A 16,043-nucleotide genomic window follows, 5' to 3' on the forward strand; every position below is an offset into this window, starting at 1 on the left:
GCGGGGTGGAGCAGCTCGGTAGCTCGTCGGGCTCATAACCCGAAGGTCGTCGGTTCAAATCCGGCCCCCGCAACCAACTTCTGACGGATTTTCTTCTGCATTACCTCTCTGATTACCTCCAGCATCTGTTGCTTGCACACAATAATGTGTGTTTTTCCGATCCCTCTCGCCATTTGTTCGGTATCATCCTGCTTTCTGTTCATGGATGAGGCCGCACCCTGTGATGACCCCTTTTAGCTATTCTTCTCCCCAAATCACGATGCAGAACACCTCCCTCGCCGAAGTAATGGCAGGGTCGGCTGCCGTCAAACTCCTGCTCATTGCCGACTCAGCGCGCGATACCCTGCTGGCGACGCCTCCCTTTGCCGCCGTGGCAACCCAGATAGCCCTGGGTCAGAAGGCCCCCTATTCCCTTGACGACAGTCAGGGGCTGCAACGGGTGATCTTCATGGATGCCCGCCCGGTCCTGGATCATCGGCTCTACAAGCAGGTGCGCAGCTGGGTGGGCTCGCTGGCGGGCCTCAAGGCGACGCACCTGGCGCTCCATCTGGAGGGCTTTGACGATGAGCATCGCGCGCAACTGGCAAGGGTGGTGCTCGCCTGCCTGCTCGCCGCCGATGTGACCCTGCCGACCCAGAAACGGAGTAAGGCGACAAGACCGGGTTATCAGCAGTTGCAACTTTCCCCCCCTTGCGAGCTGGACGTGGCCCGCCTGAGCGCAGAAGCCGAAGGCAACGGTCTGGCTCGCCACCTGGCAGTGCTGCCCGCCTCCGAGCTTGACGCCCAAGGCTACCGGGCCTTTGTGCAGCAACTGGCGCAGCAGGAGGGGTGGCAGTGGCAGGAGTTTGACGAGGCGGCCCTCGCCACCCTGGGCGCCGGCGCCTTCCTGGCGGTGGCCAGGGGCTCGGCAAACGGTCAGGCCGCCATCGTCAGGCTCAGCTACTGCCCGGCCAACCCGGTGCGCCGCCTCGCGCTGGTGGGCAAGGGGATCTGTCACGACTCCGGTGGCTACAACCTGAAAGTCGGTGGCAGCATGTATGGCATGCACCTGGACATGGGGGGCAGCGCGGTGGCCCTTGGCACGCTGCTGGCCATCAGCCGGGCGAAACTCCCCGTTGAGGTGCACTGCTGGCTCGCCATCGCCGAGAACCACATCGGCCCGCAGGCCTTCCGGCCCGGTGAGGTGGTGACCGCCCTCAACGGCACCACCATCGAAGTGGTGGACACCGATGCCGAGGGTCGCATGGTGCTGGCGGATGCCCTGACCTTGGCGGCCGGGGACAAACCCGACTTGCTGATCGACTATGCCACCCTGACCGGCGCCTGCAAACGGGCGCTCGGCAGCCGTTACAGCGGCGCCTTCACCAACCGCCCCGAGTGGCTCACCACTCTGATAGCGCTGGGACAGCAGAGCGGGGAGCGAGTCTGGCCCTTCCCCCTGGACGAGGATTACGATGACAACCTCGATAGCGAGTGGGCCGATCTGTTACAGTGCGCGCCGGGCGCCTCCCCGGATCACATCGATGCCGCCCGTTTTCTCACGCGCTTCGTGCCCGCCGAGCTTCCCTGGTTGCACCTCGACCTGAGTGGTTTTCGCAACAAGGGGGGCAATGGCGTGGTGGGCAGCGAGGTAACCGGCTTTGGTGTCAGGTTGACCCTGACCCTGCTCGACAGCCCTCTGGGGATGGGTGCGCCCGACGCATGACAACGTGGCCAAGCACAATCAATAAGGACAAGCGTGAAACAAGCAAGCTATGACTGGGTGCTGTTCGATCTGGACGAAACCCTGCTCGATTTTCCGGTCGCCAGGGCGCTGGAGCGGACCCTGCAGATCTACGGCGTGGCGCCGACTCCCCCCAAGATGGCGGAGTACCATGCGCTCAATCAGCGGCTCTGGCAGCAGTACAACTCAGGGGAGATTGACGCCACCCACCTGCAGCAGACCCGTTTTTCGCTCTTTGCCGAGCAGGTCAACGTGGCGCCCATGGCGATGAACGAGACCTTCCTGCAGCAGATCATCGCCCTGAGCGTGCCGCTGGAGGGGGTGGAGGAGACCCTGCAGGCCCTGAAGAGCAAGGTCAGAATGGGGATCATCACCAACGGCTTCAGCCTGCCCCAGCGCGGGCGCCTCGACAAACTGGGTTGGAACAGCTGGTTTGAGCCTCTCGTTATCTCTGACGAGGTGCAGGTGACCAAGCCGGCGGCGGCCATCTTCCAGCATGCCCTGGCGCAGATGGGTCAGCCGAGCCCGGCGCGGGTGTTGATGGTGGGGGACAATCCCAAGACCGACATCGCCGGTGCCGCCGCCCAGGGGCTTGCCACCTGCTGGTACAACCCGGGACGGGAGACAGTCCCGTGCGAGGCGACCCACGAGATCCACCACTTCGCCCATCTCTGCGCGATCGTGCTGGGAGAGTAGGTCCCCATGTCCGCAAGGATGTAAAAAAACAAGGCAGCCCATGGGCTGCCTTGTTTGCATCCGGCGTCTGCTAGCGGCCGAGGCGGGCGAGCAGCCAGGCCTCCAGCAAGGCCACTCCGGGGGCCAGCACGGCTTCGTCGAAGTCGAACTCCGGATGATGGTGGGGGGCCGCGAGGTTGGCTCCCAGGATGAAATAGGCGGCTTCGCCGCCGTGCTGCTGTACCCGCTCGATGAGGAAACCGGCATCCTCGCTGGCCCCGAAGCGGCGGGTGTGGATGGTATCAAGGGAATTCCCCTCTGCGAGAGGCACGATTTCCTCGATGAGGGCTGGGCTGTTCTCGATGCCGATCGCTTCCCCCTGTTTGCGGATGTGGTAGGTCGCGCCCTGCATCAGGGCCGCCCCCTCCACAATCTGCTGCACCTGATTGAACATGTAGTCGTTGAGGGCCGGCGTCGCGCCACGGGTCTCCCCCATCAGGTGGGCATGGCCCGGGATGACGTTGCGCCCACTGCCGCCGTTGAGCTGCCCCACGTTGATGCGGGTCATGCCGTCCCGATGGCGGGGAATGCCGAGCATGGCGGTGGTGGCCATGCAGGCCGCCGCCAGGGCATTGTGGCCCGCGTTGGGCTCGAGCCCCGCATGGGCAGCTTGCCCCATGAACTCCACGTCGAATTTGGTTGAACAGAGAAACTCGGTGGGGTTGACCACCAGCTCACCGCTGTTCGCGTGAATGCCGATGTGCAGTGCCAGCAGAGCGTCCACGTCGTCGAGCTGCCCCCCTGCCGCGAGCGCCTTGCCGCCTCGGCAGCCCTCTTCAGCCGGCTGGAAGAAGAGCTTGATGCGGCCAGTGAGGCGATCAGCGAGGGCCGCGATCCGCTCGGCCAGCACCAGCCCGATGGCGGTGTGACCGTCGTGGGCACAGGCGTGCATCCAGCCCGGGTTGGCGGAGTGCCAGCCTCCCTGGCCGGGCAGGTGTGACGCCTCCTGGCTCTCTTCGACCTCCACCGCATCGATATCGAAGCGAAACGCCAGGGTGGGGCCGGGGCGCCCGCTCTCCCAGAGTCCCATCACGCCGGTGAGTGCGTCGATCCGCGTCATCCACTCCGGATGCGCCCCCTGGTGCAGGGCACGGGCCTTCTGGGCCTGGACGTCTATTTCCCGTCCCATGATGAGGGTGCTGGCGAGCAGTTGATCCCCCAGCATGATGGAGAAACCGAGTTCACTGAGGTGTTGGGCGATGAGGGTGGTGGTGCGAAATTCACACCAGGCGGCTTCGGGGTGACGATGAAGGTCGCGGCGCCAGTGGCGCAAGGCATCCTGAGTCATGGTGGTTCCTGCGTGGCAAATCCAGCGGCCATTGTGACGGGCAGGGGGGCAAGAGTAAATCCCGCAGGGGGAGATGCGGCAAGGGGAGCCCGGGCTCCCCTTGAAAGATGGCATGGATGTCGACGAGGTCGTTTTGTGCGCGCAGATCGCGCTCAATGGTGGCTTGGCATCATCCTTTGCCAGAGCGCGTCAAAAACCCATGTTGCAGTCTGTTTTTTGAACCACCCCTCTGGTGGTAGAGGTGGCTGATGGCTGATTGACCGACTTAGAGCTGTGCCAGCGACGGCATGGAGACGGCAACCAGAGTGAAAAACACGGTGAAAACGGCGGTAACTACGAACTCTTTCATGATTTTATCTCCCTTGGTTGGCTCATGATGGAACCAAGATACCACAACAGAACGATAAAACAACGAAAAATGTAATTATGAGGCGAAAATGGTTTGGCGGTGAAATATGGCTGTATTTTTCCAAGTTTAAGGGCGTTTTTTGTCCTGGAAAGGGTTTCATGGTGATACCAGTGAAAGGGGATGCATATAAAGTCTTTAAATACATTTAGTTATGTTGATTTTATGACGCTCTCTTTGGAGGTTCCGATTGGCTTCTTTGTGGTGATCTCCATTTTTAGTCAGCAAAATGGCCTGCGGGATGCGCAGATTGATGTCGCCATAGGGAGGTTGGTGGCTGCTAGCCAGGTTTTGTCATCCCATGTCATGTTTTCTCACGACTTGTGCCCTAACCTCAGTCTGCAAGGCTGTTGCCAGCCAGGGTTATCCGATGAAGCCTCAATTTTCTGCTCATCCCAAACAGGCTGGGTGCAAAAAGAGTACGGAAAAACGACAAAAGGGCCGTCAAAGGAGCATGGAAGGGAAGGGGTAAGGCGGGAAAATGGGGGTTTGACCTTCATGGGGCCTTGGGTGGCCGGAAGCCCCGTTTTTCGCTGTTTTCTTGGGGGGCGAGCCACCGGGCCCGCGCGCAGGGGAAGCGGGAGAGATCGTCGGCCCACCCGGGTGGCTATATGGCGCCAGTGTGATGGGATGAAGGGCAGGTGAGGCCTGGCGCAGGGCCGTGGCTCTGCGGCACCAAGGCCTTTATCCAGACCCGTCGCGAACAAGGTGAGCAAGCAGAAAAGCGGGGGAAAGAAGTAAAGGAGAAGGTCGTGGGGTCAGAGGCTCAGGGCCGCCGGGCAAGGGGTAAGACATGGCGACAGTGGCCAGTGGATAGCCGGGCCCCCGCAGAGGGAGGAGGGGGTGAGGAGCCCGCATAAAAAAACCCTCCAGAGGAGGGTTTTTTGTCAGACCACAGCCTTTAGAACAGGGTGGTGGAGAGATCGTACAGCTCCTGGTTGAACGGGCGTTTCAGGTTCTCGATGCAGTCGATGATGTCGTGGTGCACCATCTCGTTGCCCTGAATGCCGACGCAGCGGCCACCCTGGCCCGCCAGCAGTTGCTCGACGGCGAAGGCACCCATGCGGCTGGACATGATACGGTCACGGGCAGTGGGAGAACCGCCACGCTGGATGTGACCCAGGATGGTGGCGCGGGTTTCGCGGCCGGTCATGGCCTCGATGTCTTTTGCCAGGGCGTTGACGTCGGTGACGTGCTCGCAGATGGTGATGATGGCGTGCTTCTTGCCCTTGGCTTCCCCTTCCTTGATCTGTTGCAGCAGCTTCTCCTTGTCGAAGGCCACTTCCGGCACGATCACGTACTCGGCACCACCGGCAACAGCGGCAGACATGGCCAGATCGCCGCAGTGGCGGCCCATGATCTCGACCACGGAGATGCGGTGGTGGGAGCTGCAGGTGTCGCGCAGGCGGTCAATGGCGTCCACGACCACGTTCAGGGCGGTGTCAAAGCCGATGGTGAAGTCGGTACCGGCGATGTCGTTGTCGATGGTGCCCGGCAGGCCGATGCAGGGGAAGCCCTCTTCGGTCAGCTTCTTGGCACCCATGTAGGAGCCGTCACCGCCGATGACCACCAGGGCATCGATGCCGTGTTTCTTCAGGTTTTCGACCGCTTCGGCACGGACTTTCGGATCCTTGAAGGCGGGGAAACGGGCGGAGCCGAGGAATGTACCGCCACGGTTCACGACGTCGGAAACGCTGTGACGCTCGAGCTTGACGATACGGTCCTGGTGCAGACCGAGGTAGCCATCATAGATGCCGTAAACTTCCAGGCCATGATGCAGACCGGCGCGCACCACGGCGCGGATGGCTGCGTTCATACCCGGTGCGTCACCACCACTGGTCAAAACACCAATACGTTTGATTTGTTTGGTCATGAGTGCCTCTGGATCTGAGTTGTCGAAAATCAAGATTCTGAAAAATACGGCTGGCCGCTTTTACTATATCGGCTTTCCTATGGCGAGAGGGTCCATAGGAAAGCGATATGCAAAGAGGGGCGGGGCCCCTCTTTGCTTGGCGCTTACTTGGCGGCGCCAGCGATGATCTGGGAGAAGTCGTCCACTTTCAGGGACGCGCCACCCACCAGGCCACCGTCGATGTCCGGCTGGCCGAACAGGTCGGCAGCGGTGGCGCCAGTCACGGAGCCGCCGTACAGGATCTGTACCTTGGCAGCCACGGCTGCATCAAAACCGGCCAGGTATTGACGGATGTGAGCATGCACGGATTGTGCGATCTCCGGGGTGGCGGTCTTGCCGGTGCCGATGGCCCATACCGGCTCGTAAGCGATGACGGCGTTCTCGAAGGAGGCGATGCCGCAGCGATCGATCACGGCCTTGAGCTGGGTCTCGACCACCTGGTTGGTGGTACCGGCTTCGAACTGGGCCAGGGTTTCACCGATGCACAGCACGGGGATCAGGCCGCCCTTCTGGATGGCTTCGTACTTGGCAGCCACCACGTCGTCGGTCTCTGCGTGCAGGGTACGACGCTCGCTGTGACCGACCAGGGAGTAGGTGCAGCCGAAGGCTTTGAGCATGGAGGGGGCGTTTTCGCCGGTGAAGGCGCCGGACTCGTGAACGTCGGCGTTCTGGGCACCGTAGGCGATCTTGCTGCCAGCGGTCAGCTGTTCAACCAGACCCAAAAAGATAACCGGCGGGCAGACGGCCACTTGCACGGAAGGATGAGCGGCAGCGGCCGGGGTCAGTCCTTTGATCAGGGCTTCTACAGAAGCCTTGGTGCCGTTCAGTTTCCAGTTACCCATTACCAGGTGCTGTCTCATCTTCTATATCTCCTAGGCATTTGATTGCGCAACATTATATGAATTGAACCGAGCCCAAGATAGCTGACCCGGCGGCAAATGACGTAATTTTTTTTCGCTTTCCTGATCCAAATCAGGAATGCAAGGCGCGATTGCTCACTCGGTGACCTGCCCACGCAAACGGGCCCACCATACCCCAATCCACTCGTGAATGGCAGCCTCGGAATACATCAGATAACGCCCCTTGGGGAGGTAGCTGTAGAGGGGTTGCAGCTCCTGACTCTGCTTGGCGGTGTAATCGGTGGGAGCCGGCACCGCATCGAGTCCCTGACTGCGATAGAGAGCCATGGCCCGGGGCAGGTGGGTGGCCGAACTCACCAGCGCCACCCGCTTGCCGTTGAGGTGGGCGGCGATGCTGACCGCCTCGTCATGGGTGTCTTTGTTGTTTTCAAACAACGTCATGCGCGCACGCGGGATGCCAAGGCTGGCCGCCATGCGGGCGTTGACCTCGGCGTTCGACAGGGGATCCCCGGCCACTGCGCCGGAGAAAACCAGCTCGGCCTCTGGATAGGCCAGAGCCAGGCGAACCCCTTCCAGGGTGCGCGCCAGGGAGATGTTGTTTTGCCAGGCGCGCTCTGGGATGGCCGGATCGCTCACATGACCGTTGCCCAGCACGACGATGGCCTGGATGTCAGGATGCTGGCTCACCTCGAAGGGGGGATAGGTCTGCTCCAGGCTGCGGGCCAGCTCGTAGCTCACCGGCCGCGTCCCCATCAGGGCGATGATCACCAAGGAGAGGGTCGCCAGCAGCCTGCCGCTTTTTTGAAAGCGGGTGAACCAGAGCAGCACGAGCGCCAGCACCAACAAGGAGAGAGAGAAGGGGAGCGGCATCAACAGATGGCCCAGCCATTTCTTGATGACAAAGAAGTTGAGCTCGAACACGACAGACACGTCCTTGAGTTTTCAGCAAATTCGGGATGTGACAGAATACCCCTCTTTTTTCCTGTGGCCCAATCCTGTGTGGTTCCTCCTGCGGCCCTCATGGCGGGGCGGCCGAAGATGAGTGTGTCTTGAAGCAAGATCAGAGTTTTGACGGGCGCGCGGACAAGTTCGCTCGCAACATTTACGACTCCACCAAGGGGCGCATTCGCACCACCATTGTCTGGAGTGACATCGAAGCCTGCCTGGCGCGCCTGGGCAACCGGCCGCTGCGCATCCTGGATGCCGGCGGCGGCTTTGGCTACTTCGCCCAGAAACTGGCGGCCATGGGCCATCAGGTGGAGCTGTGCGATTTGTCGGCAGAAATGCTGGATCTGGCCCGGGAGCAGATCGCCCAGAAGGGCTTGGAAGACAGAATTCGTCTCATCCATTGCCCCATTCAGGAGCTCAAGCAACACGTGACCGGCACCTTCGATCTGGTGCTCTGTCACGCGGTACTGGAGTGGCTCGCCGAGCCGCGCCAGACCTTGCTGGGTCTGTTCCCTTTCGTCAAGGCTGGGGGCATACTGTCGCTGCTTTTTTACAATCGTCACGGCCTCCTGTTCCAGAGCCTGGTGGTGGGCAATTTTGACTATGTGCGCCTGGGCCTTCGCAAGAAACGCCAGACAGCCCTGACACCCACCAATCCCCAGTTGCCGGAGCAGGTCTATGACTGGATAGGCCGGGGGGGATTGCGGATCATCGGCAAGACCGGGGTGCGTGTCATCCACGACTACATGCGCCACAAGCAGGATCAGGTCGAGAAGTTCGAGGACCTGCTGGCCATGGAGCAGCAATATTGCCGCCAGGAGCCCTTTGTTTCCCTGGGGCGCTACATCCATGTGATGGCCCAGAAACCGGCCGGTTGAGCCCCACCGGCGTGAATACGATGCGGGATCCAGCCGCCGGGGCGCCACCGACCCCGGCCTATATCACCACGGCAGGCAAAGACCTGCCGACTATAACAACGAGATGATAACGTCATGATGAGTACATCCCGTACCCTGCCAGAGACGGTGGGATGGGTCAGACAGGAGGGGTTGGCGCTGAACCTCCCCACCGACAGGCTGGCCTTTCTGATAGCGATCAAGACGCTCTCCGAGGACGAGTCTGATCTCTCGGAGGCCGCGCTGCACGATGCCTTTGGCTATGTCAGCAGTGCCTTCGGCCAGATGGACGAGACCCTCACCGGTCGCGCCAACAACGCCATCAACGATCTCATTCGTCAGCAATTGCTGTCGCGTTTCACCACCGACATGGTGGCGGGGGAGAGCCTCTACCGCCTGTCGCGCCTTGGCATGAGCATCGTCGATTTCTTCATGGATCAGCGCCAGGTGGACTCCATCAAGCTCTCCATCCTGCTCGAGCACCTGGCGGCCGAGCTCGACACCGCCCGCAAGGCGGCGCTCGAGACCAACACCCGGGAGCAGTGGGACGCCGAGGTGCTGCCGCGTCTCTCCTTCTCCCTGGAAGAGACGCTCGGGCGCATCGATCTCACCCAGCGCGCCATGGACGAGCAGCAAAACCAGGTCAAGAGCGAGATCGCGGCCCTGCTGACCCAGAACTGGGTCGATGCCATCCACAGCTGCGAGAAGCTCCTGCACGAGACCGGCCAGACCCTGCGCGAGTTGCAGGACACCCTGGACGCCGCCGGCCACCGCCTGCAGGCGGGGCTGCTCAACATTCAGGAAGCGGCCCAGGGGCGTGATGATCTGTTCCACGTCGAGGAGCTGACCCACGCCCTGCAGGGGCGTCTGGACGTCATCACCGCCTGGGGCCAGCAGTGCATCGAGCTCTGGTCCCGTTATGACAGGCACGTTCACAAGTTCATCCGCAACGCCATCGACATGGACAAGAACCGCGCCTTCAGCCAGCGGCTGCGGGAATCCATCCGCAACTTCGAGCAGCACAACTGGCTGCTGCGCGTGGCCGAGGAGCCCCGTCTGCTGGAGCTGCGGGATGAAACCATCGCCATCCACGACGAGGAGGTGACCGGCGAGGTGCCCCTCGAGATGGAGTACGTAGAGATGGTGGACATCAACCAGGAGCTGGCGGAGCGCATCGAGCGCTACCTGGCCCGCTACCCGGAGCAGGGAGATCGGCTGGATCTTGCCGACGTGCTGCGGGAATACCTGCTGGACTACCCGGCTCATGCCCACTTCGACGTGGCGCGCCTCCTGATCGATCAGGCCGTGCGTCTCGGCCATGCCAGCGGTGAGCGCGAGCACCACCGCCAACCCGCATGGAAACCCATCAACCAAGCTGGATCCAAGGTTCAGGCCTATGTCATCGATCAATACTGAATTCCCCTTGCCCCTGCGTCTCGCAGAGGCCATCGCCAACCCCTTGTTTCCGCGCATCGACACCGCCCTGCGCTCCGGTCGCCACATCAGTGCCGACGAATTCGAGCAGCACTCGGCCCTGGTGGAGTACCACCAGGAGCTGGAGATCTTCTACGGCCGCTATCAGGTGGAACTCATCAAGGCGCCGGAAGGCTTCTTCTACCTGCGTCCGCGCCCGAGCGCAGACATCGGAACAACAGTGTTATCTGAGCTCGATATGCTGGTGGGCAAGGTGCTCTGCTACCTCTTCCTGAGCCCGGACAGGCTCGCCTCTGAAGGGGTGTTCGCCATGGGCGAGCTGCAAGAAGAGGTGCTGAGTCTGGCGGACGAGAAGCAACTGCTGCGCATGGTCAACAGCCGCTCCGGCGGCACGGATCTGGACAAGAAGAAGCTCCTCGAGAAGATCCGCACCTCCATGCGTCGCCTCAAGCGCCTCGGGATGATCACCCCCCTTGGCAACAGTGACAAATTCCGGGTCAACGAGTCCGTGTTCCGCTTCGCCGCCGATGTGCGCTCCGACGAGGATCCTCGCGCGGTGCAACTGCGGATGATCCAGGAAGGGGAGGCCATTTTCCACGACGACGAGATGCCGAGCAGCGATTCCCTGTTCGAGGATATCGAAGAGGATCTGGACGAAGAGCAGCTGGAGCTGGAGGTGGAAGATGATCTGCAACGTTAATGTGCCGGCACTGATGGTGTCTGCCGGTTTGATGGAGAGTGTGGAGTGAGAGGCAAATTCAAATCCCTGACCATGGTCAACTGGAACGGCTTCTTCGCCCGCACCTTCGATCTCGACCAGCTGGTCACGACCCTGTCCGGCGGCAACGGCGCGGGCAAGTCCACCACCATGGCGGCCTTTATCGCGGCCCTCATTCCCGACCAGTCACTGCTCCACTTCCGTAACACCACGGAGGCGGGCTCCTCCAGCGCGTCCCGCGACAAGGGGCTCTACGGCAAGCTGCAGCGCGGCCACTGCTATTCGCTGCTGGAAGTGATGAACAGCCGCGAGCAGCGGATCTGGGTCGGCGTCCACCTCGAACAGGTGGCCAACCGTGACAACAAGGTCAACATCACCCCGTTCGCCCTGGTGGATGTGCCCGAGCACCTGGCGCCCACGGATCTGCTGCTGGAGAAGCTCGACGACGGCAAGGGCCGGGTACGTGCCTTCGCCGATCTGAAGGGGGCGGCAGCGGAGCTTGGCGCCATCAAGGTCGCCAAGTTCAATACGGTGACCGATTATCACAACTTCATGTTCGAGTTCGGCATCACCCCGAAGAAACTGCGGGATCAGAAGGATCGCGGCAAGTTCTACCGCCTGATCGAAGCTTCCCTCTACGGCGGTATTTCGTCTTCCATCAGCCGCTCCTTGCGTGAATACCTGCTGCCGGAGAACTCCGGAGTACGCAAGGCGTTCCAGGACATGGAGGCGGCCATCTACGAGAACCGCCGCACCCTGGAAGCCATCAAGGAGACCCAAGGTCAGCGGGATCTCTTCAAGAATCTCATCACCGAGACCACCCACTATGTGGCCGCGGAGTATGTGCGGGGCGCTGCGGAGAAGAGCCGTCTCTCCGAGCTGGCCCTCAAGGCACGCTCTGAGCTCGCCGGCAAACGCCGTCTGCTGGCCGAGGAGAAACAGCGCGCCATCTATCTGGCGGACGAGGTGGATCAGCTCACCAACCGCGAGAAGCTCCTGACCGACGAGCTGGAGTCCGCCGCCGAGCACCTGGCCAAGGTGATGGCGGCCGTGGCGCTGCAAAAGAAGATTGCCCTCTATCGTGCCGATCTGGCGGAGCTCAACGACAAGCTCGAGCAGCAGCAGGCGGTGGTGGAAGAGATCCACGGCCAGTTGCTGGAAGTGGAGGAGCGCAAGGAGCTGGCCCAGGCAGAGGTGGACAGCCTCAAGACCCAGCTGGCCGACTACCAGCAGGCGCTCGATATCCAGCAGACCCGCGCCATCCAGTACCGTCAGGCGGTGCAGGCCCTCGATACTACCCGCGAGCAGTGCGAACTGCCGGGGCTCGAGCCTGCGCAGGCGAGCGACACCCTGCATCAGTTCCGCGCAGCCGAGCAGAGCCTCACCAGCCGGGTGCTGGGGGCCGAGCAGCAGTTGGCGCTGGCCAAGGCAGCGGTGGCCGAACACGAAGCGGCGCTGGCGCTGCTGCTCAGCATCGCCCCCGAGACAGTGCGCGAGGCCGCCTGGCCTACCGCGCAGGGGCTGCTCAAGCGGCATATCGAAGACAAGGCCCGCATTGCCCAGGGGCAGGGTCTGCGCGCCGCCCTGGCTCGCCTCGAGAAAGAGAGCGAAAGCCAGAAGACGCTCTTGCGGCTGCGAGACGAGCTGGCCCAGGCGTCTGGTCAGCACATTGCCAGCCAGGACGAGCTGGAGATCTTCCTCGAAGCCCAGCGCACCCGCCAGGAGGAGCTCTCCGAGCAGCAGGCAGAGGCCAATCAGCGCCGCGCCAGCCTCGAGCATCAGGGCACTCAGCTGGGTCGCGATATCGCGGAACTGACCAAGCTGGCCCCGCGCTGGCTCAAATCCTTTGAAAAACTCGAGCAACTGCGCGAGCAGAGTGGCTTGGCCTTGGCCACCGCCGAAGAACTCTCTTCCGGCATGCAGAGCGTGCTCGACAAGGAGCGGGAGTTCGAGCAGGAGAGCAACCGCATTCAGGGCCAGAAACAGGCGCTGGAGCTGCAAATTCGCAACCTGCAGCTGGGTGCCGGCGAGGCGGATCCCCGTCTTGCCCGCATCGCCGAGCAGGTGGGGGGCGTGCTGCTCTCGGACGTCTATGACGACATCTCCATCGATGATGCCCCTTACTACTCCGCACTCTACGGCCCGGCTCGCAGCGCCCTGGTGGTGCTCGACCTCGAAGGCGCCATCGAGCGGCTGAAAAAGCTGGAAGATTGCCCGGAAGATATCTACCTCATCCAGGGCAACCCCGACTCCTTTGATGAGGATCTGGTGGAAGCGGATGAGCTGGGGGACGCCGTGCTGGTGCGCACCAGCAAGCGTCAGGTGCGCTTCTCCCGCTACCCCGAGCTGCCGCTGTTTGGCCGCGCCGCCCGGGAAAAACGGATCGAGCAGCTCGATCTTGAGCGGGAAAACCTCATCGAGGGCTACGCCAAGGCCGCCTTCGAGCAGCAGAAGTACCACCGTCTCTACGGCCACTTCCGCGACTTTATCGGCCAGCATCTGGATATCGCCTTCCGCCCGGACCCCGAAGCCGAGGTGCAGGCCAAGCAGCACGAGCAGCGCAAGCTGCAAGAAACCATCGCCGAGTGCGACAAGCAGCTGAGTGATGCCAAAGCCGCCGCCGCCCAGCTGACCCGCCATATCCAGCTGGTGCAGGGGATGCTGCCCTTTGCCCACCTGTTTGCCGAGGCAGACCTGGCGGCCCGCCTCGAGGCGGCTCACGCCGACGTGGAGGCCCTTAAAACAGCCGAAGCCTTTATCGCCAAACACGGCAAGGCGCTGGAAAAACTGGAAACCATGGTGCAGGTGCTGCGCCAGGATCCCCAGGATCTGGCGGCCCTGCAGGCGGCCTTTGACGAGGTGAGCGACCTGCTGGCCGAGCAGAAGCGCCGTTGCTACGCCCTCGATCAGCTGGTGGCCCGTTTGCCGCACTTTGCCTATCAGGATGCGCAAGATCTGCTGGGCAAGGCCTCCGAGATGAGCGAGCGACTCAAAGAGAAGCTCAAGGCGGCAGAGCTTGCCGCCCGCACCGCCGGTGAGCAGCACAAGCAGATCACCCAGCGCCACACCGAGGCGCTGCAACTGCGCACGGCGCTCGATTCCAGCGCCTCGGCCAAGGGGCAGACCCTGGCGGAGTTCGAGCAGGAGCTGGCGGCCATGGGGCTGACCCTGTCGGATGACATGGAAGAGAAGGCCCGTGCCCACAAGAAAGAGATTGAAGAGCTGCTTATCCGCACCCGGACCCGCCGCACCAGCGCCGAGGCCCAGTTGCAGGTGTGCAAGCGCGAAATCGAATCCCTTGGCGGTCGTCTCAAGCTCGAAGGCAAGGATTACTACAGCGCCCGCAAATCCCTGGTGGGTCACAAGGCGAGCTGGTCGCGGGTGGTGCGTCTGGCACGGGAGACCGACGTCGAGAAGCGTCTGAACAAGCGCGAGCTGGCTTATCTTGACAGCGACGAGCTGCGCTCCATGTCGGACAAGGCCCTCGGCGCCCTGCGGGTGGCGGTGGCCCACGACGAGGCCCTGCGCGATGCGCTGCGTCTGTCGGAAGGCAACCGCAGCACCGAGCAGAAGGTCGCCTTCTACGTGCAGGTCTACCGTTACCTGAAAGATCGCATCCGCAACGACATCATCCGCTCGGACGATCCGGTTGAAGCCATCGAGGAGATGGAGATCGAGCTGGCGCGCCTCGCCGATGAGCTCAAGCAGCGGGAAACCCATCTGTCCCTCTCCTCCCACGAGGTGGCGGCCAAGATCACCAACATCATCCGCCGGGAGCAGAACCGCATCCGGGTATTGAACCAGGGCCTGCAGAACATCGCCTTCGGTCTGGTGCGCGGGGTGCGTCTCAACGTCAATATCCGCGAGGCCCATACTCGCCTCCTGACCGCACTCGCCGATCAGAGCGCCATGCACAACGATCTCTTCGCCGACAAGGAGCTCAGCTTCTCCGAGGCCATGGCCAAGCTCTTCCAGCGTCTCAATCCGCAGGTGGAGCAGGGGGAGCGCAACTATCAGGTGATGGGGGACGTGCTGCTGGATTATCGCAACTACCTGGAGCTGGAGATCGAGGTGCAGCGCGGGGCCGACGGCTGGCTGCGGGCCGAGAGTGGCGCCCTCTCCACCGGCGAGGCGATCGGCACCGGTCAGGCCATCCTCTTGATGGTGCTCATCAGCTGGGAGGAGGAGTCCCGCCGCCTGCGCGGCAAGGACATCGCTCCCTGCCGCCTGTTGTTCCTGGACGAAGCGGCGCGGCTTGATGGCAAATCCATCGCCACCCTGTTCGAGCTGTGCGAGCGCCAGGACATGCAGCTGCTTATCGCGGCGCCCGAGAACATCAGCCCCGAGAAGGGCACCACCTACAAGCTCATCCGCAAGGTGCAGGGCAAGCACGAACATGTGCATGTGGTGGGGCTGCGCGGCTTTGGCTTCGCCGACGACAAGCTCATCGCCTGACAGAGGCTGACGGATAAGGTATGAAAACGGGAGGCTTGGCCTCCCGTTTTACATGAGCAATGCATCTTTTTTTACAGTTAAAGCAACGGTAAACTGTCAAAATAATATTGACACCTATACTGGCCAGAATTACAAAAGGATTTTAAATGGCAATTTCACAGTATAAAAACCAAAAAAAACCACTTGAATATAGTAAAAATGAAATTGACCGTGCGGCTAGAGATATCAGGCATGGCATGGATGATACGGGGCGCTCTGAAGCTATAAGGAGAATTCAAGGATTTCGTGAATATCATCTTTACCCATTAATGTTGATGAAAAATCACTTGGCAAGAATTGCATCTCAGGTTAGTAACAAAGTCTTGGTTGCGAGACGACTTAAACGGCTTTCGACCATCATTGATAAGTTGGAAAGACCGACGCTAGATGGGCACAATACTAATTCAATTAAATTGACGCGTATGCAAGACATTGCGGGCTGTCGAGCTATAGTAAAAAATATAAAACAGTTGAAACAGCTTCAAAAGAAACTAGAGAGTAGTCGCTCGGTTCATAAAATAGTGAGTATCAAAGACTATCTCACACCTAAAGCGGGAATTCAGATAATAAGTGCGACACTCATGGATGAATGGCGAGAGGTGGCCAACTGCTGATTGGTGGTACCCTTC

11 protein-coding genes and 1 tRNA gene are annotated in these 16,043 nt (G+C 61.4%); 8 read left to right on the forward strand and 4 right to left on the reverse strand.

What is annotated here, in order from left to right; translation table 11 throughout:
* From PG887_RS13090 to yjjG, 3 genes are all read left to right on the forward strand, one after another.
* A tRNA-Met gene (locus tag PG887_RS13090) sits at nucleotides 1-76 on the forward strand.
* 144 nt (nucleotides 77-220) lie between these two features.
* Nucleotides 221-1,705 carry a M17 family metallopeptidase gene (locus PG887_RS13095; RefSeq protein ID WP_270821899.1) on the forward strand — a complete coding sequence of 495 codons (1,485 nt, stop codon included), beginning with the start codon at nucleotides 221-223 and terminating at the stop codon, nucleotides 1,703-1,705.
* Between the two features lie 33 nt (nucleotides 1,706-1,738).
* Nucleotides 1,739-2,419 (forward strand): pyrimidine 5'-nucleotidase, encoded by a 681-nt coding sequence (gene yjjG / locus PG887_RS13100; protein WP_042879264.1) that lies wholly within the window; start codon nucleotides 1,739-1,741, stop codon nucleotides 2,417-2,419.
* A gap of 70 nt (nucleotides 2,420-2,489) precedes the next feature.
* Here yjjG and PG887_RS13105 read toward each other — a convergent pair whose 3' ends face one another.
* The 4 genes from PG887_RS13105 to elyC form a co-directional block, all read right to left on the reverse strand.
* Entirely contained in the window at nucleotides 2,490-3,746 is a 1,257-nt protein-coding gene (locus tag PG887_RS13105; RefSeq protein ID WP_270821901.1) for an amidohydrolase, read from the reverse strand.
* Nucleotides 3,747-5,053: 1,307 nt separating this feature from the next.
* The gene (gene pfkA / locus PG887_RS13110) at nucleotides 5,054-6,025 is read right to left on the reverse strand and encodes a 6-phosphofructokinase (protein ID WP_010674852.1); all 972 of its coding nucleotides are present in this window, start codon (nucleotides 6,023-6,025) and stop codon (nucleotides 5,054-5,056) included.
* A 143-nt stretch (nucleotides 6,026-6,168) separates the two neighbouring features.
* Nucleotides 6,169-6,924: a triose-phosphate isomerase gene (tpiA, locus tag PG887_RS13115; protein WP_029314576.1), complete on the reverse strand. Its 756-nt coding sequence runs from the start codon at nucleotides 6,922-6,924 to the stop codon at nucleotides 6,169-6,171.
* 135 nt (nucleotides 6,925-7,059) lie between these two features.
* Nucleotides 7,060-7,845 (reverse strand): envelope biogenesis factor ElyC, encoded by a 786-nt coding sequence (elyC, locus tag PG887_RS13120; protein WP_010674850.1) that lies wholly within the window; start codon nucleotides 7,843-7,845, stop codon nucleotides 7,060-7,062.
* Between the two features lie 128 nt (nucleotides 7,846-7,973).
* Between elyC and cmoM the strand changes: the two genes are divergently transcribed.
* From cmoM to PG887_RS13145, 5 genes are all read left to right on the forward strand, one after another.
* Nucleotides 7,974-8,750: a tRNA uridine 5-oxyacetic acid(34) methyltransferase CmoM gene (gene cmoM, locus PG887_RS13125; RefSeq protein ID WP_010674849.1), complete on the forward strand. Its 777-nt coding sequence runs from the start codon at nucleotides 7,974-7,976 to the stop codon at nucleotides 8,748-8,750.
* Nucleotides 8,751-8,864: 114 nt separating this feature from the next.
* Nucleotides 8,865-10,184 carry a chromosome partition protein MukF gene (gene mukF, locus PG887_RS13130; protein WP_029314574.1) on the forward strand — a complete coding sequence of 440 codons (1,320 nt, stop codon included), beginning with the start codon at nucleotides 8,865-8,867 and terminating at the stop codon, nucleotides 10,182-10,184.
* Entirely contained in the window at nucleotides 10,165-10,902 is a 738-nt protein-coding gene (mukE, locus tag PG887_RS13135; protein WP_029314572.1) for a chromosome partition protein MukE, read from the forward strand. Before mukF ends, mukE begins: the two co-directional genes overlap by 20 nt.
* Before the next feature lie 45 nt (nucleotides 10,903-10,947).
* A complete protein-coding gene (mukB, locus tag PG887_RS13140) occupies nucleotides 10,948-15,375 on the forward strand; it encodes a chromosome partition protein MukB (protein ID WP_270821902.1) in 4,428 nt (1,475 codons plus the stop codon).
* Between the two features lie 146 nt (nucleotides 15,376-15,521).
* Nucleotides 15,522-16,028: a hypothetical protein gene (locus PG887_RS13145; RefSeq protein ID WP_270821904.1), complete on the forward strand. Its 507-nt coding sequence runs from the start codon at nucleotides 15,522-15,524 to the stop codon at nucleotides 16,026-16,028.
* The last annotated feature ends 15 nt before the right edge of the window (nucleotides 16,029-16,043 follow it).

The organism is Aeromonas sp. QDB14 (assembly GCF_027707845.1).
GTDB lineage: Bacteria > Pseudomonadota > Gammaproteobacteria > Enterobacterales > Aeromonadaceae > Aeromonas > Aeromonas caviae.

What these genes read in the sequence shown, in the direction of transcription:
- mukE (WP_029314572.1), top strand. Translation starts at nt 10,165, where the DNA reads ATGTCATCGATCAATACTGAATTCCCCTTGCCCCTGCGTCTCGCAGAG.
- PG887_RS13105 (WP_270821901.1), bottom strand. Translation starts at nt 3,746, where the DNA reads ATGACTCAGGATGCCTTGCGCCACTGGCGCCGCGACCTTCATCGTCAC.
- PG887_RS13145 (WP_270821904.1), top strand. Translation starts at nt 15,522, where the DNA reads ATGGCAATTTCACAGTATAAAAACCAAAAAAAACCACTTGAATATAGT.
- tpiA (WP_029314576.1), bottom strand. Translation starts at nt 6,924, where the DNA reads ATGAGACAGCACCTGGTAATGGGTAACTGGAAACTGAACGGCACCAAG.
- pfkA (WP_010674852.1), bottom strand. Translation starts at nt 6,025, where the DNA reads ATGACCAAACAAATCAAACGTATTGGTGTTTTGACCAGTGGTGGTGAC.
- mukF (WP_029314574.1), top strand. Translation starts at nt 8,865, where the DNA reads ATGATGAGTACATCCCGTACCCTGCCAGAGACGGTGGGATGGGTCAGA.